The sequence below is a fragment of the Demequina sediminicola genome (assembly GCF_000975055.1).
Lineage (GTDB): Bacteria > Actinomycetota > Actinomycetes > Actinomycetales > Demequinaceae > Demequina > Demequina sediminicola.
In genome coordinates this window covers 607,195-630,704 of the sequence record NZ_BBRB01000001.1, presented here as the reverse complement: position 1 = coordinate 630,704, position 23,510 = coordinate 607,195, and the positions used below count along the sequence as shown (strand labels likewise).

The following is a 23,510-nucleotide window of genomic DNA, read 5'->3' as shown; positions in this document are numbered from 1 at the left end:
GTGGTGAAGACGGGGTATTAGTGAGCGATCTTGGCGGCGACCAGCTCGGCCACCTGGATCGCGTTGAGGGCTGCGCCCTTGCGGAGGTTGTCGCCCACAATGAACAGTGCCAGGCCGCGGCCATCGGCAACACCCTGGTCCGCACGGATGCGACCCACATACGTGGTGTCCTGCCCAGCGCCCTTGAGCGGGGTGGGGACTTCCTCGACCTCGACACCCTCGGCATCCGCGAGGATTTCGTAGGCACGTGCAGGGGAAAGCGGGCGGTCAAACTCTGCGTTCACTGACAGCGCGTGGCCTGAGAACACGGGAACGCGCACACAAGTGCCTGACACGCGGAGCTCAGGAAGTCCGAGGATCTTGCGGGACTCATCGATGAGCTTGCGCTCCTCCACGGTCTCGTTGGAGTCGTCCTCAACGTAGCCGCCGGCGAGGGGCAGGACGTTGAACGCGATGGGTTCGGTGTAGGTCGCGGGCTCCGGGAAGTCCACGGCAGCGCCGTCACGAGCCAGCCCTTCAGCACCGTCGATGACTGCGCGAGCCTGGCCCGCAAGTTCCGCCACACCGGCAACGCCAGAACCTGACACTGCTTGGTAGGTCGAGACGATGAGGCGGCTCAGGCCGGCCTCCTCGTGCAGCGCCTTCAAGGTAGGCATGGCGGCCATGGTGGTGCAGTTGGGGTTCGCGACGATGCCCTTGGGGATGTCGTTGAGGGCCTCGGGGTTGACCTCGGAGACGACGAGCGGGACGTCGGGGTCGGAACGCCAGGCGCTCGAGTTGTCGATCACTACCGCGCCTGCGGCCGCGAACTTGGGTGCGAATTCCTTGGAAGGACCGCCACCTGCAGAGAAAATCGCGATGTCGATGCCCGCATAGTCACCGGAGGCGATGTCCTCCACGGTCACGTCGGCGCCCAGGTGATCGAGCGTCGTCCCGGCAGACCGTGACGACGCAAAGAAGCGGACGTTCGCTTCGGGGAAGCGGTCGGCAACCAGCGTGCGCATGACGGTGCCCACCATGCCGGTGGCGCCTACAACAGCAACTGTCAGAGTCATCGTCCGGTACCTCCGTACACGACGGCTTCGCCGTCCTTTGAGTCCAGGTCAAATGCGCTGTGCACTGCGCGCACGGCTTCATCGAGCTTCTCGGCGCGCGTCACCACAGAGATGCGGATATCCGAGGTGGTGATCATCTCGATGTTGATTCCCGCGTCACGCAATGCGGTGAAGAACTTGGCGCTCACTCCCGAGTTGGAGCGCATTCCGGCGCCCACCAAGGAAAGCTTGCCAATGGCGTCATCCGTCGACAGCTCCGCGTAGCCGATGCCAGCGTGGTCGGCTTCGATAGCGGCGGTGGCGCGCGGCACGGTGTCTGCGGGGAGCGTGAACGAGATGTCTGTCACACCCGTGACGGTCGCGGAAACGTTCTGCACAATCATGTCGATGTTGACGTCTGCCGTGGCGACGGCCTCGAACAGGCGAGCAGCAGAGCCGGGGACGTCGGGGACGCCGATGACCGTGATCTTGGCCTCGGAGCGGTCGTGCGCAACTCCGGCGATGATCGGGTCTTCCATGTCTTCTCCTTCAACAGCACCCGTCACCCAGGTCCCTTCAAGACCTGAGAAGGACGAGCGCACGTGGATCGGTACTTCGAACCGGCGCGCGTATTCAACACAGCGCGGCATGAGGACCTTGGCGCCCGATGCGGCAAGGTCAAGCATCTCTTCGTAAGAGATGCGATCGAGTTTGCGGGCAGAGGGGACGATGCGCGGGTCGGCAGTGAAGACGCCGTCAACATCCGTGTAGATCTCGCATACGTCTGCCTCAAGTGCAGCAGCCAGCGCTACGGCCGTGGTGTCGGAGCCGCCGCGGCCGAGCGTCGTGACGTCCTGAGTTTCTGGGTGCAGGCCCTGGAATCCGGCCACGATAGCGACGTCGCCATCGCTCACGGCTTTCTGGAGGCGTCCGGGAGCCACATCGATGATGCGCGCGCGCCCGTGGTGCTCGGTAGTGATGACTCCAGCCTGGGGGCCGGTGAATGCTTGTGCGCCCACGCCGAGGTGGCGGATAGCCATCGCGAGCAGTGCCATGGAGATGCGCTCGCCAGCCGTGAGGAGAATGTCCATCTCGCGGGGCGCCGGGTCATCGGTGACGGCATTGGCGAGGTCGAGGAGGTCGTCCGTCGTGTCGCCCATTGCAGACACAGCGACGACAACATCGTTGCCGGCGCGCTTAGTCTCAACAATGCGGCGGGCTACGCGCTGGATCGCTTCTGCGTCCGACACGGAGGACCCGCCGTACTTTTGCACGACGAGCGGCATGGGTTGACTCCGTAAAATTTCAGGGATGGCACGCCCGGCCTCGGACGCGCGGTTCATTCTAGTGAAAACGCGCCAAATGGCCTATTCCTGTGGTCAGGAGCTGGTGACGGTTCAGGCCGAGGCGTTCGCGACCCAGCGCGTCAGCTGTGCAACCTCGCGTTGCAGGGGAGTGGCATCGCCCAGAGCCGATGCCACGGCTGAGCCGCCTTCAACGCCTGCAAGCAGGTGCTGGGCACGGGCGGAGGCGGCAGCTTCGGCAAAGCCGATGTCGGAGAAGCGTTCCGCGAGCCACTCAAGTGTCGCTTCGTGAGGACCGCTGTATCCGGCGCGTGCAGCCGTGGACAACACGGTGCCGAACTCGACGATAGTGGTGGACTCCTCGAGGTAGCTTTCGAGGAAGGCCGTCAGCGCAGCTTTGGCGTCGCCGATGGCGTCGTGTTCCGCGGCCTGCGCGGCGAGCGCATCGGCAATGCCTTGCGCGACGCCGGCCGCGACATCGTCCTTGGTTTTGAAGTAGTAGTAGACGCTTCCCGATGGCACTCCGGCCTCTGCGGCGATGGCTGCAATCGTGGTCGCGTCGAGTCCCTGCGTCCGTGCCAACCGGATGGCCGCAGCAGTGAGGCGTTCGCGCTTGTCTGACGGGTTGCGGGGCATGGTGCCTCCAGAAGTGGCAGTCGTCGAGTAGTCGGTTCACTCACTATGACACCGCGGTATCACGTACACCGACGCGACACGCCAAAAAATCAGGGACGTCCCTGATACCGATAGTGCCTGACCACTGAAAGGGTGTCCCTATCGGCGCGCAGGGGGCGCGCCATCCCCGAGACAGGAGAACCATGACTTCACCAGCACTGGCACCCGCGCCCGTGCGTGAGGCAATTGTCGCCACGGGCGTCGCGCGTCGATTCGGCTCAGTTCACGCCGTGACCGACGCGACGTTGACCGTGCCGGCCGGCTCAGTGACCGCGCTCATCGGTCCCAACGGCTGCGGCAAGACCACCCTCATGCTGATGTTGTCGGGGCTCCTGCGCCCCGACAGTGGAACTATCACCGTCGCCGGTTGTGACCCCCGGACAGACGCCGCTGCAGTACGTGCGTCCATTGGATGGATGCCGGACCAACTCGGCTCGTGGGACAACCTCACGTGCCTCCAGACCCTGACCCTCATGGGCGAGGCCTACCGCATTCCACGAGCTACCGCTCGAACTCGCGGTATGGAACTGCTTGCACGGGTCCACCTGACAGAGTTTGCCGAGCGTCCCGCGCGTGTGCTCTCCCGCGGTCAGAAGCAGCGGCTGTCCCTTGCCCGTGCTCTGGTTCACGACCCCGCCGTATTGCTCCTGGACGAACCTGCCAACGGACTCGATCCACGTTCCCGGATCGAACTGCGCGAACTCGTGCGTGAATTCGCAGCCGAAGGGCGCGCCGTCCTCGTCTCCAGCCACGTGCTCGCGGAGCTGGACGAGATGGTCGACGATGCCATCTTCATGTCCCAAGGCCGCACACTCGGCGACGACGCCGCTGCCATGGTCGCCGACGCCAAAACCCGCTACCGCATCGGCGCTACCAACCCGGCGCAACTGCAAGCCCTCCTCACCCAATACCAGGTGGCCTTCGAGCCGGAAGCCGGCGGGGCCATCGTCCGTGTGGAAAGCCAAGATCACGCCGCGCAGTCCTTGTCCTGGATCGTCGAGCACGGTGTGGCTATCCACCAGTTCGGACCAGTGGGCTCCGCATTGGAACAGACGTACATGGCAATGAATGAGGAGCGACGATGAGCACCGTCACGACTGAACCCGGAGCCGTCGCTCCCGCCCACGCCCCCGTATCGCCCCCACCGCGCCGGGGTAACCCCTGGGCGCCAACCTGGCACGGCGTCGGCCTCATGGCGCGCATCGAACTGCGGCGGCGCAGGCCCACCGTCAAGGGGTACGTGTTCTACGGTCTGACCTTCGCCGTGACCATTGGCATCTGCATTCTCGCCGCAGTGATGGACACGTCAGAGCTCACATCCGTGCCGCTGGAACTCGCGCTCATCCTCGTGATGGGCGTCGGCGCACTGATTGCACCGTCGCTGTCCGCCACCTCCGTGAACGGTGACTCGACGGAGGGCGTCCTCGCACCCCTTCAAATGTCCCACCTGACTGCCGGCGACATCGCCGTCGGCAAGCTCCTGGCGTCCTGGTGTGTGGCCGTCATCGCGCTCCTGGCGCTCTCGCCATTCTTGGTCTACGCCTTCTTGAAGTCCGGATGGCACCTCGACGAGCTCCTCGTCACCATTGCCGCCGTGCTCCTAGTGGTCCTCGCGCTCACTGCAGTAGGGCTGGCGTGGTCGTCACTGGCTGCGCGGGCAGTGGCATCTGTGGCACTCGCGCACCTGACGACCGGCGTGCTGCTGATCGGCACTCTGGTGTTGTACGGCGTCGCGAGCATCGCCGTCACCGACACGGTCACATACACCGACCGTTACATCGATTGGGAACAGCTGTCCGAAGAGGAAGCACAAGCCCTCGACGCGGCATACGTGTCAGGTGACTACAGTTCGCTTGACCCAGCCGACTACACATGCACGGAACATGAATACACGTCGGGTGTAGCCCACACCGAGCGCGTAGCGTGGATCCTCTTGCTCAACCCCGCAGTCATGGTTGCGGAAACCGCTCCAGTCGTGGATCCGGAGACGTACATCCGTGACGGGCGCGCCGCCCCTGGACTGTTCTCAGGTATCCACACGGCGGTGTCCGGTGCACGGGTGGGCCCATTCGAGGACGACCTGGGAAACGTGACCCAGTGGGACGAATGCGCGGAAATCTTCGGCACGGGTGACGGTGCAGGAGCGGGCGAGGAAGCCGACGCGCAGACCGCCGAGGAACTGGAAGCCGAGTGGGCGCTGGAGGAGCAGGACTGGCAGGAGTATGAGCGCGCGGTTGCGACGACAGCCCCGGCGCCTTGGCCAGGTGTCGCTGTCTGTGTGGTGTTGCTCTTCGGGTCGATGGCCTTGGTGATTCAGCGCCTACGCGTCCCCTACAAGAAACTCCGCAAAGGAACCCGCGTCGCCTAACTCGCCAAATGGCTCCATTTCGCTGTCTAGGCACCTCAAAACAGCGAAATGGAGCCATTTCGCATGAAAGAAACGGGGGGAGGGGGTTAGGAGACTTGGCGGCGGCCTTCGAACGCGCGACCCAAAGTCACCTCGTCCGCATACTCAAGGTCGCCACCCACAGGAAGTCCGGATGCCAGACGCGACACCGTCACACCCATGGGGACCAACATGCGTGTCAGGTACGTCGCGGTGGCCTCGCCCTCAATGTTCGGGTCGGTCGCAATGATGACTTCCTGCACCGTGCCATCACCTAGACGCGTCAGCAGTTCACGAATCCGCAGATCATCAGGCCCCACGCCACTCATCGGATCGATCGCGCCACCGAGGACGTGATAGCGCCCGCGATACTCCCGGGTGCGCTCGATGACCACCACGTCCTTGGGCTCTTCAACCACGCACAGGACGTCATCGGAGCGCCGAGTGTCAGCACAAATGCGGCACTGCTCTGACTCAGCGACATTGCCGCAGGTGTCACAGAAACGCACCTTCTCCTTCACGGTGATGATCGCGTCTGCAAGCCGGCGGACGTCCGTTGCATCAGCAGAGAGAAGGTGGAACGCGATGCGCTGAGCACTCTTGGGGCCCACCCCGGGAAGGTAGCCAAGCTCATCGATCAGGTCCTGCACTGCGCCGTCATACATGGGACTAAGAGTAGGCGGCGGCACCCACACTCACGACCAGGCGCGCACGCCTCCGTTGAGGCGGTGCGGAGTGAATGCCGGGACGGACCCTATGGCTCGAGGAGGCGGACGTAGACGTCCATCATCATCTCGAGTCCCGCGCCGTAGAGGCTGTCGAGCGCGCCGAAGCCTTCGGTCACGGCAAGGAGCTGGTGACTTGCTTGCTCAGGGGTCAGGTCTGTCCGACAGAAACCGCGTTCCTGGAGAGCTGGAATGAGCGGTGAGAGGTCCTCGATCCAGCCCGCATAGAAGCCGCGCAGTTGAGCAATGAGTTCGTCATTGTGCCTGTTGGCTTCTACGAACGCGGCAATCAACAGGGTCCAGTTTGGGGCATCGGGTTCGGCTGCCCGGAAGCGCATGACGACCGCCAGGAGCGCCGAGCGGAGGTCCGTGACTGCGGGGTCGTGGACCACGGAGACCCAGTCGCCGTACACACGTGGTCGGGTGCGAATGACCTCGAGAAAGAACTCTTCTTTGGAGTCAAAGTGGAAGTAGAACGCACCTCGTGTGTAGCGCGAATCACGCACGATGTCTTCGATGGTCGTGGGGCCGTACCCCTTGATGGGGAAGCGCTGCACTCCGAGGAGGAGGAGATCTGATCGGGTTTTGGCTCGCCGCAACTCAAACTTGTTGGGCGGCCGTGACGAGACTTCCTCATCGCGCTCGGACATGCTCAGAATGTACCAGCCATGTACTCACATGTGACAGGCAGTCGGGTCCCTACGGGTTGTCGATGACGGTGCCGCCGAGCATCTTTGCGACTACGTCGGTTCCTGATAATTGAGCGTCCGGCGCAGCCTCATCGTCGGCCGAAATGATCTCTTCTTCTGGGTAGCCATCGTCGACGGGCGGTGCCGATTCCTGGAGTGGCACGGACGAGGCCGAGTATGGGCTGCTTGCGGGCGCTGGGGCCGATGCCGCACGGGACGCGGGGGCGCTGGCGGCGCCCGCAGGGGGTGCTGCGGCTGCGGCGGAAGCGCCGGGCGGTGGCGAGACTGGACCGGTGGTTGCTTCGACGCGCACGGTGAGTCCAAGCGTCTCGCGTACGGCAAGGGCAACGTTCTCTGCGTGAGCGGAGCCGGCGAATCGTCCGGCAAGTCCGCTGTTATCGAAGGCAAGGGTGAGGACGCCGCTGTCGACACTTGCCACCTGTGCGCTCTGCGAGACCATCGACCATGTGACGCGACGGCGTTCGAGAGTGCCAAGGACCTCGGGCCAGCGGCGGCGCACCAGTTCGGCGTCGTCGGCTCCTGCTGTGGCTCCGGCGGGAGCCAAAGGCGATTCCTGGGCAGTCGCGGGTGCCGGGGCACTGGCTGTGACTGGCGCACTAGCCGCGACAGGAGCACTGGCTGGTGCCGGCGCGCTAGCGGGGGCTGGCGAGGCTGCCGGTGTGGGGGCAGGCGGTGCGGATGAAGTTGCGGGGGAGGCCTTTTGAGGTTGTTCCGGGACTTCCTCGGGGTCATCCCACGGAGCGGGGCGTGAGGGAGCGGCCGATGCTGGCTGGGCCGAGGCTTGAGGCGCGGCGCTCTCCGGGCCTTGCGCTTGGGGGGCTTGCGCTTGGGGGCGAGCCGCTGCGACTGCGGCCTTGGCGCGTTGGGCGGGGGTGAGGCCGTCGTCGGGAGTCGACGGTGGTGCAGGTGCCGTCACCGCGGACTGCGAGGCGGCTCCAGCGATGGGAGCAGCGGGGGCGATCGGGGCTGGGGCGGCGTCCGTGGCGAGGAGCCTGGCGCACATGAGTTCGAGGTGAAGTTGGGGAGAGGTGGCGCCGATCATGCTCGTGAGCGCGTCGTTGACGAGGTCGCCTGCCCGAGATGCCCGTGCCAGTCCGACGCGTCGGCTCTGATCGACCATGCGTTCGAGTTGGTCTTCAGGGACCTCGCCCAGGGCTCCCGCACCTGCGGGCCCAGCGGCGGCCAACACCAGGAGATCGCGGATGCGTTCGAGGAGGTCTTCGACAAAGCGCCGGGGTTCATGCCCGGTGGAAATGACCCGGTTCACGACATTGAAGAGAGACGCGCCGTCACTGGCTGCGAGTGCATCGATGGTGTCGTCGAGCAGCGTCGCATCGGTGAAGCCCAGGAGTGCAATCGCGCCCTCGTAGGTCACGCCGTTGGCGTCGGAGCCGGCGACGAGTTGGTCGAGCACGGAGAGCGTGTCGCGCACTGATCCACCGCCGGCGCGCACCACGAGTTGGAGGACTCCGGAGGCGACGGGGACGTTCTCCGCTTCGCACAGAGTGCCGAGGTAGTCCGTGAGGACGGCGGGCGGCACCAATCGGAACGGATAGTGGTGGGTGCGCGAGCGGATGGTGCCGATGACTTTGTCGGGCTCGGTGGTGGCGAAGATGAAACGCACGTGGGGTGGGGGTTCTTCGACGAGCTTCAGCAGAGCGTTGAAGCCCTGCGTGGTCACCATGTGTGCCTCATCGAGGATGAAGATCTTGTAGCGGTCGCGTGCGGGAGCGAAAGCCGCGCGCTCGCGAAGTTCACGAGCGTCGTCGACACCGTTGTGTGAGGCCGCGTCGATCTCCACCACGTCCATCGACCCGGCACCGCCGCGTGCGAGTTCTACGCATGATGCACAGCTGCCGCACGGAGTATCGGTGGGGCCTTCGACGCAGTTGAGGCAACGTGCGAGGATGCGGGCGGAGGTGGTCTTTCCGCAGCCGCGGGGACCGGAGAACAGGTATGCGTGGTTGACCTTGTCAGAACGCAGCGCCTGCATGAGAGGCGTGGTGACGTGTTCCTGCCCCACGACATCGGCGAAGGTGTCGGGGCGGTAGCGGCGATACAAGGCTTGAGTCACGGGACTGAGCCTAACCCTCCCCAGTGACACGCGCATCGGCCGTGCACAACGTCGCTGCACCCGGGCATGAAAAGGCCCCCCACGCACCCGAAAGAGCCCGCTTACCCTTGCTGCATTCCTGCCCTGGGGGAGTTGGGCGAGATATCGCCACGTGGGGGGTTGGCTTCAGTGTAGCCGGTTGTTTCCGCGTGCCAAATTCGGCTCAGTTAGGAGTTCAGCCGATGCTCGGGTAGCATTTCGTCGCCTGGAGGATTCGCATAGTGGCCTAGTGCGCACGCTTGGAAAGCGTGTTGGGTGTTAAAGCCCTCAGGGGTTCGAATCCCCTATCCTCCGCCAAGACGTCCCCGACGCGCCCTGCTCAAGAGGTGGAACACGTGACAGACGCCCCCACTCCTGGCAAGGTCAAGCCTGCCTCGGTAACGCGCCGCCGGCGCCGCGAACGCCAACTTGTCGTGTTCGGCGTTGTCATCATTGTGCTGACAGCACTCACCATCGCTTCGCTCGCGATCTATCGTGGCAGCGCAGACGGCCCGTTCAGCGTGGCTATTCACACTCCCGCAGGAGTCATTAAGACGGAATCGAACCTTGTGTGCCCGCCTCCTGACACCAAGCCTGTTGCTGCTGATCAGGTCGTGGTGCGCGTGAACAACGCCACCGAGACCAGTGGCTTGGCCGGGACGACGGCGACGGCGCTGGATAGTCGCGGCTTCCGGGTGGTGGGTTCGCAGAACTGGTCGCGTACCTACGACGGCACAGTGCGGATTCTCTTTGGGGAGAACGGTGTGGCTGAGGCATACACCCTTGCACTTCAGTTCACCGCGGCGGAGCTCACGCTTGACCAGCGAGAAGATGTGACGCTTGACCTCATTCTTGGAGAGGCCTACGCGACAAGCCCGGGTCTGCGGAGCGAGTCGGCGCCGGAACTGGATCCGGAACTCAACTTGTCCGCTAGTGAGACCTGCCTTCCCGTCGATGGCGTGGAGGCGCGGCTCGCACCAGGTGACCTGCCTGCTAACCCGCTCGCGACGATTAGTCCTGAGCCTTCACCGGAGCCAAGCGAGGGATAGTCGCCTCGTGATGGCGTCACAACAGCCGTCATGTCAGGCGTCACCGCGAGCATCTCAGCGGGCTTCACGACGCCTGGGCCTTGAGTCCCAGCGCCTAGATGGTTTAGTCGCTAAACTACTTATATGGCTACTATTGCACTCTTCGGCGCGACCGGTAAGACCGGTTCGCGCGTCCTGACCCGTCTACTCGAACGCGGCGACACCGTCCGTGCCCTCGCACGTGACGCCTCCCGCATTCCCACACACGACAACCTCACCGTGATCGAAGGCAACGTCCTTGACGCGGCCGCCGTCGCCTCCACCATCGAAGGCACAGACGCCGTCCTCAGCCTCTTCGGCCAAGTCAAAGGCTCCGAGAAGGACCTGCAAACCCGCGGCACTACCAACATCGTGACGGCGATGGACGAAGCCGGGGTCACGCGCCTCGTCACCCTCTCTGGGGGAGGTCTCCGCGCAGCGCAAGACAAGCCTGGCGTGCCCGACCGCATCATCCGCACGCTGCTGAAGATCATGGCGGGACACGTCCTTGCAGACGCTGAGGGTCACCTCGAAGTCCTTCAAGCATCGGCCCTGCAATGGACCGTCGCACGCGGACCGCGCCTCACAGAAAACCCGGGCAAGGGCACGTACCGCGTGGGCTGGGTTGGCGTGAACGCCAGCACCCAGATCAGCCGTGACGACCTGGCAGACTTCTTGGTCACACAAGTGGATGACACCACATACGTGCACCAGATGCCGTTCATTAGCGCCTGACATGGCCCGCGCGGACAGCATTGCCGAGGTCCTCGAATCGCTGGTCTGGTGGCAGCGCCGCCTTGCCTCCCTTCCTGGACGCCCCTTCGACGGCATCTCGCTCACCAGGTCTCAGATCGACCTGCTGTTCGCGCTTGCCCACGGACCCACTGACGTCACGCCGGGACGATTGGCAACCCACATCGGCGTGACCCGAGGCGCCATCACCCAAACCATCGAGCCGCTCGCACGCGAGGAGCTCGTGGAACTCGCCCCGCACCCCACCGATGCTCGATCCAAGGTCGTTCGGCTGACGGAACGTGCCCGCGGCATCGTCCGGGACTTTGAAGCCGATGCCCAGGCCGCGTTGGCACCACACTTCAGCAGACTCGATGACGAGGAGCTTGACCACCTCGCCCACACCCTGACCCGCACCACCGAGGAGCAACGATGAGCAAAGTATTTGTCACTGGACCCACAGGAACCGTAGGACTCCCGACGGTGACGAACCTGCTGGAACGTGGTCAAGAGGTCGTGGCGGGGGTGCGGTCATTGGACGACGCCGCGGTCCTGCCCGAGGGTGTCGAAGTGCGTCTCTTTGAGTTCGGGTCACCCGATGCCGACCTCGACGCCGCCATGGAAGGCTGCGACCGCATGTTCCTCATGCGCCCGCCGCCAATTGAGGACGTCCAAACGTACCTGTTTCCCACAATCGATGCGGCCAAGCGTGCGCGCATGAAGCAGGTCGCGTTTCTCTCGTTGCAAGGCGTTCAGGGCAACCGCAGCACCCCGCACCACGCCGTCGAGGCATACCTACGCAAGGTCAAGGCGCCCTACACCATGCTGCGCCCCAACTTCTTTATGCAGAACCTCGAGACCGCATATGTGACGAGCATTCGCGAGCGCGGCGAGATCTTTGTGCCCGCAGGGCGTTCACGCACGGCCTTCATTGACGCTCGCGACATTGGGCGTGTCGCTGCGGCAGTGCTCGCCGAGCCCGGTCACGTTCGCAAGGCGTACACGCTGTCGGGAGAACAGTCGCTGACCTACGCCAAGGTTGCAGAGATCATGAGCGCACAACTGGGACGCCCCATCGTGTACAACCGCCCCTCGGAGGAGTCATACCTGCATGACCTTCGCCGCCAGGGGTATCCCGAGGACTACATCGCAGTGCAAAAGATGATCCACCGTGTGGTGCGGATGAACGTCTCGGCTTTCCCCAATAGGAAGATCCGCAAGCTGACGGGATCCCCGGCAACCACCATGGCCGAATACGTGCGCGACCGTGCAGAAGTGTGGGCCCCCGCCCAGTAATCACTCCCGCCGCCACCGCGCGGACAGCCCGCCTGCTGGCTACGCTGAAAACCACTCGTAGTGGATGCGTGATGGAGCGGAAGGCGGGCACATGGCCGATGCGGTCGAAGGGGACACAGCGGCGCGGCGTCGGTTCTTGCCTGGGCTGACGCGCGACAACCTCCCGCGGGAGGTCATGGCAGGCGTCACGTTGATCGCCATCGCCGTGCCTCTGAACATTGGTTATGCGCAGATCGCGGGACTGCCTGTGACAGCAGGGCTCTATGCCTTGATCCTGCCCACGATCGTCTATGCGCTGACCGTCTCATCGCGGCAAGTGGTGGCATCGCCCGATGCAGCGGCCGCCGCCCTGGTGGCATCGTCGTTGGGTGGTTTGGCTGTCGCAGGAAGCGAGGACTACTCGACGCTCGCCCTTGCTCAAGCCATCATCGTCGGCGTCATGTTCCTGGCGCTGTCCTACTTCAAGTTGGGCTTCCTGGCGAACTTCTTGTCCAAACCCATCCTCGTGGGATTCGTGGGCGGTCTGGCGCTCGACATCATGGTGAGCCAGGTCTCCAAGATGTTCGGCATTTCCCAGGAGGCCGGGAGCAAGTTCATTGACAAGGTGTCCACGCTGGTGGGGGACATGGGTGAGTTCCATGTGTGGTCACTGGTGCTGTCCGCGATTGCTGTGGCCATCTTGCTGCTCGGCCGCCGCTGGAGGCCCATGGTGCCGTGGGCCCTCGTGGTGCTCATTGTTGCAACCGTGATCGTGGTCGCGGTGGGCGCTGAGGAGTCAGGCATCGACGTGCTGGGGGAAGTGCCGTCAGGTCCGCCGGAGTTCACCCTCCCAGTGCTGGACTGGTCGATGTGGCTCGCGCTCATCCCCTCGGCACTGGCGCTCACCATGATCACCACTGCTGAGGGTCTCTTGATTTCCCGCGCCTACAGTGAAAAGAACGGCTACCCCGTCAAACCCAACCGGGACCTTTTCGCGTACGGCGCGAGCAACATCGTCGCTGGACTCTCTGCGAGTCTCACTGTCGGTTCGTCCACGTCGCGCACCGCCGCGATGGACCAAGCAGGGTCGCGCACCCAGTTGCCGTCGATCGTCCTGGCGGCCGGCACGCTACTGCTTGTGGTGTTTGGCACGTCCCTGTTAGCCGACATTCCCTCTCCGGCGATCGGCGCCATCGTCGCTGTGGCGATCATCCCGCTTCTTGGATTCCGTGACTTCCAAGATCTGTGGCACCGCGACCGCACCGAGTTCTTTATTGGGGTCGTGTGCTTTCTGGTCACATTGCTTGTGGGATCGATTCCGGGGATCCTCGTCGCCTTTGTGCTCGCGCTGACCAACCTTGCACGGCGGGCGTCAAACCCGGCCATTGACGTGCTCGAACACTCGGGTGACCCCGGTGAATCATTGCTTGAAGACGCTCCTCGCGGGGACACCACCGCACCCGGAGTGATTGTGGTGCGTCTGGCTGCCCCTCTCTTCTTTGCGAATGCCGACGTCTTCTCGCAGGCCGTCAAGAAGTCCATTCATGCCGCCGGTGTCGAGAACGTCGACTACTTGGTGGTGGACATGGAAGCCGTCACCGACATTGATGTCACAGGTGCCGAGTCGTTCGAGGCTCTTCAACGGTGGCTGGTGGAGCAAGATATTGTGATGAGCTTCAGCCGGGTTCGTGACGACGCGATTGACAGGCTCGACCGGATGGGTCTGATCGATGACTATGCGATTTACCCCACCAATCGGGAAGCCATCGCGGACCTGGAGCTTGCCGAGGAGGAACAGCGCGAGGAATGACGATACCGACGATCCCCCAGACCATCGACGAAACCCGCGAAGCCTTCGCATCCGGGCGCACCGTTCCATTGAAATGGCGCCGGGAGCAGTTACGCGCGATGGGGACGATGCTGAGTGAATCTGCGGAGCGGATCGAGCAGGCGGTCGTGGAGGACCTGGGGAAGAACTCGGCGGAAGCGCACCTTACTGAGGTGCGAGCCGTATCAATGGAAGTGTCGCTCCTGCTGAGGAACCTCAAATCGTGGACCAAAACTCGGCGCGTGAGGTCGTCGGCGCTCATGGGGACCTCCCGTGCCTCGGTGCAACGTCAACCGTTGGGAACCGTCCTCATCATCGGGCCCTGGAACTATCCACTGCACCTCATGCTCATGCCACTCGCCGGAGCCATCGCGGCCGGAAACTCGGTGGTGCTGAAGCCCAGCGAGATGGCGCCCGCATGCTCCGCACTCCTGGCAGAACTGGTGCCCCAGTATTTGGACCGTGACGCTATCCAGGTGGTTGAAGGCGGAGTCGACGAGACCACCGAGCTGCTCGAGCATGCGTGGGACCACATCTTCTATACCGGCAACGGCGCGGTGGGCTCCATTGTGCTGAAGGCCGCTGCGGAACACCTCACGCCCGTGACTCTCGAGCTCGGAGGCAAGTCGCCACTGTGGATCGACAGCAGCGTGTCAATCAAAAAAGCCGCCCGCAGCATTGCGTGGGGCAAGTTCACCAACTGTGGTCAAACGTGCGTGGCCCCGGACTATGTGCTCGCCACTGCGGACGTCGGCGCGGAACTCGCTGATGAGGTTTCGAAGGCCATCGAAGAGTTCTACGGCACAGACCCGCGCCAGTCCAAGGACTACGGGCGCATCATCAACGAGCGCCACGCTGAACGCCTCGCTGGGTTGCTCGACGACGGAGACTCAACCAGTGGCCAGGTAGTCACCGGGGGAGTTGCCGATGTTGCGGCCAAGTATGTTGCGCCCACCGTGCTCTTGGATGTGGCCCCCGACGCCGCAGTCATGCAAGACGAGATCTTTGGCCCCATCCTTCCCATCGTCATTGTCGATGGCCCCGATGCCGCCATCGACTTCATCAACGCCCGGCCCAAACCACTGGCGCTCTATGCGTACACGCGCCAGCGCAAGACTCGGAAGGCGTTCGAGGCGCGGACGAGTTCCGGGGGGCTCACGTTCAACACGTCCGTGGTGCAACTGAGCGTCGCCAAGTTGCCGTTCGGCGGGGTGGGAGCCAGCGGCATGGGGGCGTATCACGGCGAGGCCAGCGTAGAGACGTTCAGCCACGACCGCTCCATCCTTCGCAAGACACGTGGCCTCGACTTCACCCCGGTGGTCCGCCCGCCCTATGGCCGCCGCAAGACACAGGCGATTACTGGGCGCAAAGTAGTAGGTGGTCGGAAAACTCACTAGAAGCGCTCTATCAATAGAGGTCTCCGTGGCTCCTTGGTCGGGGGAGGGGGCTCAGCGCTCTCGGTAGCCTCGCGTCGACGCGCGTTTTAGCCCAGCGCCGACAGTTTCTCGAGCCGCGGCTCTATCGCCTCGGCCATCATCGTTACTTCCCGCGACGCGATCTGGTGGCCCTGTGCTACGTCGCGCCAGTCGCTCAGCGTGTTCACGATCTCGGCTATGCGTTGACGGGCGTGATCGAGAGTAAGGCCTGCGTCGCCGGCGAGTGCGAGGAGGCCCTCCGCCTCGTCGCCGATGGTGCTCGCCCCGGCGATCGAGGTGGACCGAGCCTTGGCGAGGTCTGGGTTGGGGTTGACGTCGAAGACAGGGCTGAGCCTCCATCGAACGCCATCGCTAATGAAGCCATGGTTGCGCAGATGGTCGTCCGTATTTCCGAGGGCAACCGACCCGACGATGCGGTCGTACAGCGACGCTGCTTGCTGGCGCGGTCGGGTGCTCATGTCACGCATGGCGTCGAGGATGTCGACGTAGTCACGCTGGTCGCCGTCGCGCGAGCCTGTCGCGGTCATCGCCGAGACGTACGGGAGCCGGTGGCCGGCCGGGCCGCGGTCAAAACGGCGCACCAGCAACACGCTTCGATCGGAGACGCGCACCAGGCGATGTGGCGGGACGGCTACGCCTGCCTTGCTAAGGAGCTCCAGCGCGGCGGCCTCCCACGCCATGACATCCCAGCGATCGCTTGCATGCGGCAACTTGGCGATCGCAAGGCTCTCGTCTGCGAGTAGTACTGATGCTTTGGGGCGGGCGCCACCGAGTCCGGTAGTGCCAGTGTCGAGCAGTTCCTTGACGGCCGCAGCGGGAACAGCGTTGGCCGTGACCTGGTCACTGGCATGGAGAAGATGCGGTAGCGCAACCCGCTTCGGAACCACCGAGTCTTCACCTACAAAACTGGAGCCACCGGGTAGCCGGAAGCGCAGTGCCCCTTGCCGGGTGTTGTCGGAGACTGCGAGGAGATAATCGACATCGTCCATGGCGCGCGGCCGACGGTTCTGCTCGAGCGCCCGTGCGCGCTCCGCCTTGTCGACGAGGCCGCGCCCCCAGCGATCTGGTGCGGTGTCCGCGAAAGCGGGCAGTAGGCCCGAGACATGCTGAGCGCCTTCGACGAGCTGCAGCACAGGGTCAACGTTGACGCCGTTGCGGTCTGAAAGATACCCGGAGTCGTAGCGGAACGTGGTGGAAACGGTGCCGCGCGAGCGTGTGAAGTCAGCGCGCCCAACGAGGCGCGTGCGGCCGTCGATCTCGATGAGTGTCTCGATAGTCGTCATCGAGCCCGCTTCCTGGTGAGACTATCCGCGCGTAGTCGGCCAACGTCACTGTTCAGCGGATCCAGGGCATCGAGGACGCTATCGAGTTGCCCCAGTGCGCGCAGAACCTGAGCCATCGAGGCGAAACTCACGCCGCCGTCGCCCGACTCGATCTTCCGAAGTGTGGTCCGCGAAATGTCTGCGCGCTCGCATACCTGCTGGGCGGTGAGGTTGAGCACCATCCGCCAGCCGCGCACGTGCTCTCCAAACTCGTGCATCTGACGATCGATCCTGTAGCCGGCCATCTGGACCTCCTATGTTCACAATTGTAGCCATTAAGAGTATTAAAGGCCAGGAACCTGAACATAGTGACGAGGCTTCGCAAGAAGCGGCGCCGGCACGACATGCCCGTGTCTGTACGAGCGGTGCTAGTGGCACGCCTCCGCCACCGTCCGCTCGATGCTTCGGTGCCCCGGCTTAGTCGCGCTCGACCCAGCGGTCAATCGCCCAGACCAGCGCAAAAGCGAGGGCAGGGGCAACAGTGGCGTCAACGTCGACCGTGTAGCTGTCACGGATCGTCACCCACTTTTGGGTGATCTGCATACGCATCGCACCCTGGGCATCGTGCACCTTGTAGTCCTTCTCGATGATGTTGCCCTTGAGGAGCAACTGCTCACCGGACTCCATCGTGATCTCGATCTTGTCCTTCACGAAGTTGAAGGCGGGCGAGTGCAGGTGTGCGATCTGCTGCCCGGCGGCGTCCGTGATGTCCATGCGCTTGGGGATGCCGAACAACTTGCCACGCACTGAGTACAGCGCATTCTTTTGGGGGTCGAGAACCTCGGCCTTAGGGCGAGTCCCGATGTGCCCGTCGACGTAGTACAACTCTGCCTCAGTCTGAGGATCCAGGACACGGAAGTCACGCCCCGCGCCAAACTTGCTCTTCATGACGAACCGGGCAAAGCCCTCGGGTGCTGGGGGGATGGCCATGGCTTCCTCTCCTCGGGTCTGAGTTCACAGTAGCGAGAAAGCGCAGTGCACGGATAGATCGGCGCATCGGAAATGCGGTGGCCCGGAAGAAAAGAAGGGCCCGTTCTCCCTGGAAACTCAGGAACAACAGGCCCTTCTCAGTGGCGGTGACGGTGGGATTTGAACCCACGGTACGGGGTTGCCGTACACAGCATTTCGAGTGCTGCACCTTCGGCCGCTCGGACACGTCACCGCGAAAAAGAATACCTGCCTGCCCGCGTGAGACCTAATCGGTGGACTTGGGGTGGGGATGTGGGGGTGCGAAGCGGTGGTGGGGGTCTGGTGCTGCGGGTCGGTGGATGAGGGCGGTGGCCACGGCGATACCTGCACCGACGAGGGTGTCGAAGAGCCTTTCGCTCACGAACTCAGTGGCTCCGAGGTCGCCTGCTGCTGAGCTCACGAGAATAAGCGAGAGGGGCGTGACGGCTGCTGTGGCAATGGCGTAGTGGCGCGTGATTGCTACTTCTGTAACGAACTGGAGGACGCCAAGGATGATCGCGATGACCACGGCCGGGAACGGTGGCGTCGTGACGGCCACATAGAGTCCGAGGCCGGCCACGGTGCCCACGGTGCGGTGGAGTCCGCGACTGACGGCGGGGCCGCGTCCGGGCACCACGCCAACGACCACCACTCCGGCCGCAACCGTCCAGTAGGCGCGTTCGGGGTCGACGTACAGGACGCTGAGGAGCGTGCCTGCCACGGCAACAATGGTGGTGCGGAGTGCGAGTTCTTTGGCCCCGGCATCCCAGACGGGACGGGCGAGGAGTACCGACAGTGGCCGCGGGGTGATCTTCCAGTGTTTGCTGCGCAGCAGAGGGACGATGCTGACGACGACGGCTAGTGCGCAGCCGGCAGCCACGCAGGCGATCACTGTGGTCGCTGGCACACCTTCACCGGTGGCGTGCGCAGACATGCCGTAGACGATGACGGGGAAGAGGGGTCCTGGCGGGCCGAGTCGGTATCCGTGCACGGCGAGGCCCACGGCGATTGCCACGGTCGCGAGACCGAATGCCGCGGCGGCGGGGTGCGGTCCGAGTACTGCGCCGAGTGCGGCGCTCGCGACTAGCACTAGGCCTGCGATGGGGCGTAGGCGTAGACGTTCGAGCCGGGGGAGTGACGAGAAGTAGGGCACGGTGAAAGCGCCGACGCAGGCGAGTAGTCCGAGGTCGATGCGGTCAACAGCGATACCCACGAGCAACGGAATCATCAGCGTGATGGCCGCTTGGAGTGCGATGGGCCAACGTGGCTCGGCTGCTGGTGAGATGGTGCCCAGGCTCGCCACGGCTCGGCGGGCTCCGGAACGCCATAGGTCGAGGCGTTTGGGTGCGGGCTCCCGAGGGTCGGGGGCAGAGGTAGGTGACGGTGGCATCGGCGCGGCTATTGCGGTGCCTGCCGGCGGGCTGCAAAGAACTCTGTGAGGATGGAGCCGCATTCGTGTTCGAGAACGCCCGAGATGACTTCTACCTTGGAGCCGATGCGGGCATCCCTGACCACGTCCCACTGGGAGCCGGTGGCACCGGCCTTGGCGTCCCAGGCGCCAATGACGATGCGTGGGACACGCGCCGCGAGGACCGCACCAGCACACATCAGGCACGGTTCGAGGGTGACAACGAGGGTGCAGTCATCGAGTCGCCATTGGCCACGGGTGGCTGCTGCCTCGCGCAAAGCGACCACTTCGGCGTGAGCTGTGGGGTCCCCTGATGCTTCGCGGAGGTTAAGCCCGCGGCCAATCACGGCACCGCTCGCGTCGACCACAACGGCGCCCACGGGGACATCGTCCCCATCGCGTGCCTGGGCCGCGAGATCAAGTGCCTCGAGCATCGGCCCTTCCCAAGTGTTCACGCCTTCCAGGTTACCGGCGCTCAGGGCGCGTTCCCCGTGGGGCGCACACGTCGGAGCCCGCGTAGCCCAGGTACCGTAGGGCTATGGAACTGCACGTTGCCGATCACCCGCTCATCCGTCACAAAGTTACGGTGCTGCGCAATAAGGACACCCCGTCCCCGACATTTCGCCTGCTGGTCGACGAATTGGTGACGCTCCTGGCGTATGAGGCAACCCGAGAAGTGCGCGTGGTGGACTGCCAGGTGGAAACCCCGCTGATTCCAACGGTCGGCACCAAGATCGCGGACCCCGCGCCCATCATCGTGCCAATTCTTCGCGCCGGCCTGGGCATGCTTGACGGAATGCAGCGCCTCATCCCGAGTGCCGAGGTGGGCTTCCTGGGAATGAAGCGCAACGAGGAAACCCTTGAGATCATCACGTACGCGAACCGTCTTCCCGAGGACCTCACAGGTCGTCAGGTGTTTCTCATCGACCCGATGCTGGCCACCGGTGGATCGCTGATCATGGCGATCGACTACGTATTGGAGCGTGGCGCCACAGACGTGACGTGCGTGTGCCTGCTCGCAGCGCCCGAGGGAATCCAGAATGTGCAAGATGCGGTCGGGGACCGTGCCGACGTCAAGGTCGTCGTCGCGCAGGTTGACGAGAAGCTCAATGAGCAGGGCTACATCGTGCCCGGGCTCGGCGACGCTGGCGACCGGCTGTACGGGATCGTCGACCTGTAAGGAGCGCTCCACGAACTTTCGGCATTGGGCCGATGCTGGTGCTGCATGGGCATTGAGAAGTCAGGAGCCGGGGCTATCGCCCCGGCTCCTTCTTTATGTGTGCGGGCCGATGTCAGACCCCGGTGAGAGTCTGTGGATGTGACATTTTCGACGTGGAGCCGGAGTGTTCCCCAGGTATGGCGCGTGGCTGTGGAGGACACGCCGATGTATCCACAGGAAGTTCACAGGTTTCTCCACAGCACCACAAGATGTAGGGTCTCGACCGAAAACACACCCCTATATCTAGTTGCTAGCCGGGGTGTGGTGCGTTACTGTGAACACACCCCCGAAGTTGGCAGGCACGTCTCACAAGGACGTGCATGACCCCGGTCGGAGGCACCAAAGCCCATGTACTAACCGCGACCTTCACGGGGTCGCAAACGTCGCTCGCAAGCGAGGGGAGAATCGTGACGATTACGGAGAACACCGCTCAGAACAGCGTCAATGGCGCCGCTGTTGCTGAGGCGGTCGCAGAGGCAAATCCGTCCCGCACCGGCATTCATGTCACTAAGCGCGATGGCACGCGTGAGCCCTACAACGCAGACCGCATTAACAAGGCGATCGAGCGTGCAGCCGAAGGTCTGGATGACCGCATCTCCATGGTCACCCAGGTGGCCTCCGAGCTCGCGATCACGCTCTTCGACGGCATCACCACCGAGCAGCTCGATGAAGCAGCCATCGGTGTCGCCATCCAGAACGTTAAGGACGACCCGGGCTTCGATGTCATCGCTGCCCGCCTGCTGCGCAAGGTCATCTACAAGCGCGTCCTAGGCGGCTACGAAACCAACCTGGAACTCGCACTCCTGCACCAGGCACGCTTCCCCGGCTACATCCGCGACGCCGTCGAAGAAGGACTCCTGGATACGCGTCTCGAGCAGATCTTCGACCTCGACGCACTCGCAGCAGCCCTCGACCACGAGCGTGACGACCTGCTCAAGTACATCGGCACCGTCACCATGCGCAACCGCTACATGATCACGGATCTGCACGGTAAGGCGCTTGAGGTTCCCCAGTACTTCTGGATGCGTGTCTCCATGGGCCTGTCGCTCAACGAGGCCAACCCCACCGAGGCCGCAATCTCCTTCTACGAAAAGATCTCGCGCCTCGACTACCTGCCCGCCGGTTCCACGCTGGTGAACGCAGGAACCTCGTACCCGCAGCTCTCCAACTGCTTCGTGATGCAGATGGAAGACGACATCGAGCACATCGCTAAGTCCGTGCGCGACGTCATGTGGCTCACCAAGGGCACCGGCGGCATCGGCCTGTCAGTCACCAAACTGCGCTCCGAAGGCTCGCCGATCAAGTCGAACAACACCACCTCGACCGGCCCCATCCCCTTCATGCACACCATCGACTCGACGCTGCGCGCAGTGTCCCGCGGTGGCAAGAAGTTCGGCGCCCTGTGCTTCTACATGGAGAACTGGCACATGGACTTCGCGCAGTTCCTCGACCTGCGCCAGAACTCCGGTGACCCCTACCGCCGTACCCGTACCGCGAACACCGCAGTATGGATCTCGGACGAGTTCATGAAGCGCGTCCAGGCAGACGACGACTGGTACCTCTTCGACCCCGCCGAGGCACCCGACCTCGTTGAACTGACCGGCTCCGAGTTCTCCGCTCGCTACGCGCACTACGTGCAGCAGGCTGAGGCCGGCAAGATTCGCTCCTTCAAGAAGATGAAGGCACGCGAGCAGTACAAGTCGATCCTCATCATGCTGCAGACCACGTCGCACCCCTGGCTGACGTGGAAGGACACCATCAACAACCGTGCCCTGAACACCAACACCGGCACCATCCACCTGTCCAACCTGTGCACCGAGATCTGCCTACCGCAGGACCGCGAGAACATCGCAGTCTGCAACCTGGCATCGGTCAACCTCTCCACCCACCTCGTCGACGGCAAGATCGACTGGGACCGCATGGAGAAGTCAGTGCGCCTCGCAGTGCGTCAGCTCGACAACCTCGTCGACATCACGCTGTCCTCCGTGCCTGAATCCGAGTTCGCCAACCGTGAGAACCGGGCCATCGGTCTGGGCGTTATGGGCTACACGGACCTCACCGAGCGCCTGGGCATGGCCTACGAGTCTGAAGAGGGCTACGACCTCATCGACGAGATCATGGAGTTCGTGTCGTACCACGCGATCGACGCCTCCGCAGATCTCGCCCGTGAGCGCGGCTCCTACAGCAACTTCGAAGGCTCCGGCTGGTCCAAGGGCATGGTGCCGTTCGACACCATCGCCACGACGGAGGCCGACCGTGGCGTCGAAATCAAGGTCAACCGCACCATGCGTCACGACTGGGACGTGCTCCGCGAAAAGGTCAAGGGCGGCATCCGCAACGCCACGCTGATGGCAGTCGCTCCCACCGCATCGATCGGTCTTGTCGCTGGCACCACGCCAGGCTTCGACCCCCAGTTCTCACAGATCTTCTCCCGCGCAACCTCCTCGGGTAAGTTCCTCGAGGTCAACCGCAACCTGGTTCGAGACCTGCAGGAACTTGGTATCTGGGAAGAGACCCGTGACAGCCTTCTTGAAGCACAGGGCGACCTGTCGCAACTCGACAACGTTCCGGCACACCTCCAGGAGGTCTACAAGACGTCCTTCCAGCTCTCGCCCTACGCCTTCATCGAGGTCGCAGCGCGTGCGCAGAAGTGGATCGACCAGGCCATCAGCCGCAACATCTACCTCGCAGACCGCGACGTAGACAACATGATGGACCTCTACACCTCCGCGTGGGAGCGTGGCGTCAAGACCACCTACTACCTGCACATGAAGCCCCGCCACACCGCGGAGCAGTCCACGGTGCGCGTCAACAAGACGGAAAAGCTCAACAAGGCATCCGGCTCCGGCACGGGCGCAGCAGCAGGTGGCCCGTCGCGACGTGGCTTTGGTGCTCGCAAGGGCTTCGGTGCAGCAAAGGCTGCCGCGCCAGCGACCGCCTCGGCACCCGCAGCGTCGGCACCCTCCGCAGCAGTAGAGGCAGAAGCAGCACCCGTTGCTGCTCCCGCCGCTGAGAGCGCAGCGCCTGCTCCCGCCTCGGCGCCAGCCACAGCATCGGCTCCCCGCAAGGGATTCGGCGCTGTTGCCGCCGCTCCCGCAGCCGCGCCCGCTGCTTTGGCCACTCCGCCGCAGCAGCAGCCCGAGGTCCCGCCGACGTCTCTGCCGGCAACGAACCCAGAGCCTGAGTCAGTAAGCGCTGCTCCTGCCGCAGCAGCAAGCGTCGCTGGCCCCTCTGTAGTGACCATCGGAGACACGGAGGTTGTCGACGGCGTCGCCTGCCCAGTAGACCCGATGGAAGCTCTTCAATGTGAGTCCTGCCAGTAAGTCGGCAGACGGAAAAGGAACGCACA

21 protein-coding genes, 2 tRNA genes and 1 other RNA gene are annotated in these 23,510 nt (G+C 63.8%); 11 read left to right on the top strand and 13 right to left on the bottom strand.

Annotated features, from left to right (window positions below; translation table 11 throughout):
* Positions 1-17: 17 nt before the first annotated feature.
* The 3 genes from AOP79_RS02965 to AOP79_RS02955 all read right to left on the bottom strand — a co-directional run bounded on the left by AOP79_RS02965 (position 18) and on the right by AOP79_RS02955 (position 2,974).
* On the bottom strand, positions 18-1,055 hold the full coding sequence (locus tag AOP79_RS02965) for an aspartate-semialdehyde dehydrogenase (protein ID WP_062070268.1): 1,038 nt from the start codon (positions 1,053-1,055) through the stop codon (positions 18-20).
* Positions 1,052-2,320 carry an aspartate kinase gene (locus tag AOP79_RS02960; protein WP_062070266.1) on the bottom strand — a complete coding sequence of 423 codons (1,269 nt, stop codon included), beginning with the start codon at positions 2,318-2,320 and terminating at the stop codon, positions 1,052-1,054. Before AOP79_RS02960 ends, AOP79_RS02965 begins: the two co-directional genes overlap by 4 nt.
* Before the next feature lie 111 nt (positions 2,321-2,431).
* Positions 2,432-2,974, bottom strand: coding sequence for a TetR/AcrR family transcriptional regulator (locus AOP79_RS02955; protein WP_062070264.1), 543 nt, complete (start codon positions 2,972-2,974; stop codon positions 2,432-2,434).
* A gap of 182 nt (positions 2,975-3,156) precedes the next feature.
* Between AOP79_RS02955 and AOP79_RS02950 the strand changes: the two genes are divergently transcribed.
* Both AOP79_RS02950 and AOP79_RS02945 read left to right on the top strand, forming a co-directional pair.
* Entirely contained in the window at positions 3,157-4,098 is a 942-nt protein-coding gene (locus AOP79_RS02950) for an ABC transporter ATP-binding protein (RefSeq protein WP_062070262.1), read from the top strand.
* Positions 4,095-5,381, top strand: a complete 1,287-nt coding sequence (locus AOP79_RS02945) for an ABC transporter permease (protein ID WP_062070260.1) — start codon at positions 4,095-4,097, stop codon at positions 5,379-5,381. Before AOP79_RS02950 ends, AOP79_RS02945 begins: the two co-directional genes overlap by 4 nt.
* An 86-nt stretch (positions 5,382-5,467) precedes the next feature.
* Here AOP79_RS02945 and recR read toward each other — a convergent pair whose 3' ends face one another.
* The 4 genes from recR to ffs form a co-directional block, all read right to left on the bottom strand.
* A complete protein-coding gene (recR, locus tag AOP79_RS02940) occupies positions 5,468-6,064 on the bottom strand; it encodes a recombination mediator RecR (RefSeq protein WP_062070259.1) in 597 nt (198 codons plus the stop codon).
* Positions 6,065-6,153: 89 nt separating this feature from the next.
* Entirely contained in the window at positions 6,154-6,774 is a 621-nt protein-coding gene (locus AOP79_RS02935; protein ID WP_062070257.1) for a TetR/AcrR family transcriptional regulator, read from the bottom strand.
* Between the two features lie 49 nt (positions 6,775-6,823).
* Positions 6,824-8,944: a DNA polymerase III subunit gamma and tau gene (locus AOP79_RS02930; protein WP_439644667.1), complete on the bottom strand. Its 2,121-nt coding sequence runs from the start codon at positions 8,942-8,944 to the stop codon at positions 6,824-6,826.
* A gap of 34 nt (positions 8,945-8,978) precedes the next feature.
* An RNA gene (gene ffs, locus AOP79_RS02925) (signal recognition particle sRNA small type) lies at positions 8,979-9,069 on the bottom strand.
* Positions 9,070-9,154: 85 nt separating this feature from the next.
* Here ffs and AOP79_RS02920 point away from each other — a divergent pair.
* From AOP79_RS02920 to AOP79_RS02895, 7 genes are all read left to right on the top strand, one after another.
* Positions 9,155-9,244 (top strand) — tRNA-Ser (locus AOP79_RS02920).
* 38 nt (positions 9,245-9,282) lie between these two features.
* A complete protein-coding gene (locus AOP79_RS11530; RefSeq protein ID WP_161794214.1) occupies positions 9,283-9,975 on the top strand; it encodes a LytR C-terminal domain-containing protein in 693 nt (230 codons plus the stop codon).
* Between the two features lie 123 nt (positions 9,976-10,098).
* Entirely contained in the window at positions 10,099-10,728 is a 630-nt protein-coding gene (locus AOP79_RS02915; RefSeq protein WP_062070253.1) for an NAD(P)-dependent oxidoreductase, read from the top strand.
* A 1-nt stretch (position 10,729) separates the two neighbouring features.
* On the top strand, positions 10,730-11,161 hold the full coding sequence (locus tag AOP79_RS02910) for a MarR family winged helix-turn-helix transcriptional regulator (protein ID WP_062070251.1): 432 nt from the start codon (positions 10,730-10,732) through the stop codon (positions 11,159-11,161).
* Positions 11,158-12,021, top strand: a complete 864-nt coding sequence (locus AOP79_RS02905; RefSeq protein WP_062070249.1) for an SDR family oxidoreductase — start codon at positions 11,158-11,160, stop codon at positions 12,019-12,021. Before AOP79_RS02910 ends, AOP79_RS02905 begins: the two co-directional genes overlap by 4 nt.
* 91 nt (positions 12,022-12,112) lie before the next feature.
* On the top strand, positions 12,113-13,810 hold the full coding sequence (locus AOP79_RS02900; protein ID WP_062070247.1) for a SulP family inorganic anion transporter: 1,698 nt from the start codon (positions 12,113-12,115) through the stop codon (positions 13,808-13,810).
* Positions 13,807-15,225, top strand: a complete 1,419-nt coding sequence (locus AOP79_RS02895) for an aldehyde dehydrogenase family protein (protein ID WP_062070244.1) — start codon at positions 13,807-13,809, stop codon at positions 15,223-15,225. Before AOP79_RS02900 ends, AOP79_RS02895 begins: the two co-directional genes overlap by 4 nt.
* A gap of 86 nt (positions 15,226-15,311) precedes the next feature.
* Here AOP79_RS02895 and AOP79_RS02890 read toward each other — a convergent pair whose 3' ends face one another.
* The 6 genes from AOP79_RS02890 to tadA form a co-directional block, all read right to left on the bottom strand.
* A complete protein-coding gene (locus tag AOP79_RS02890) occupies positions 15,312-16,547 on the bottom strand; it encodes a type II toxin-antitoxin system HipA family toxin (protein WP_062070242.1) in 1,236 nt (411 codons plus the stop codon).
* On the bottom strand, positions 16,544-16,831 hold the full coding sequence (locus AOP79_RS02885; RefSeq protein ID WP_062070240.1) for a helix-turn-helix domain-containing protein: 288 nt from the start codon (positions 16,829-16,831) through the stop codon (positions 16,544-16,546). The genes AOP79_RS02890 and AOP79_RS02885 overlap by 4 nt, the downstream gene beginning before the upstream one ends.
* 172 nt (positions 16,832-17,003) lie before the next feature.
* A complete protein-coding gene (locus AOP79_RS02880; protein ID WP_062070238.1) occupies positions 17,004-17,516 on the bottom strand; it encodes an LURP-one-related family protein in 513 nt (170 codons plus the stop codon).
* Between the two features lie 141 nt (positions 17,517-17,657).
* Positions 17,658-17,748: transfer RNA gene (locus AOP79_RS02875), tRNA-Ser, on the bottom strand.
* A gap of 33 nt (positions 17,749-17,781) precedes the next feature.
* The gene (locus AOP79_RS02870; protein ID WP_152647969.1) at positions 17,782-18,924 is read right to left on the bottom strand and encodes an FUSC family protein; all 1,143 of its coding nucleotides are present in this window, start codon (positions 18,922-18,924) and stop codon (positions 17,782-17,784) included.
* An 8-nt stretch (positions 18,925-18,932) separates the two neighbouring features.
* On the bottom strand, positions 18,933-19,376 hold the full coding sequence (tadA, locus tag AOP79_RS02865; protein WP_062070235.1) for a tRNA adenosine(34) deaminase TadA: 444 nt from the start codon (positions 19,374-19,376) through the stop codon (positions 18,933-18,935).
* 104 nt (positions 19,377-19,480) lie between these two features.
* On the opposite strand from tadA, the gene upp reads away from it, so the two are divergent.
* Positions 19,481-20,122, top strand: a complete 642-nt coding sequence (upp, locus tag AOP79_RS02860) for a uracil phosphoribosyltransferase (protein WP_062070233.1) — start codon at positions 19,481-19,483, stop codon at positions 20,120-20,122.
* A gap of 359 nt (positions 20,123-20,481) precedes the next feature.
* Positions 20,482-23,484, top strand: coding sequence for a ribonucleoside-diphosphate reductase subunit alpha (locus AOP79_RS02855; protein WP_082093297.1), 3,003 nt, complete (start codon positions 20,482-20,484; stop codon positions 23,482-23,484).
* Positions 23,485-23,510 lie beyond the last annotated feature (26 nt).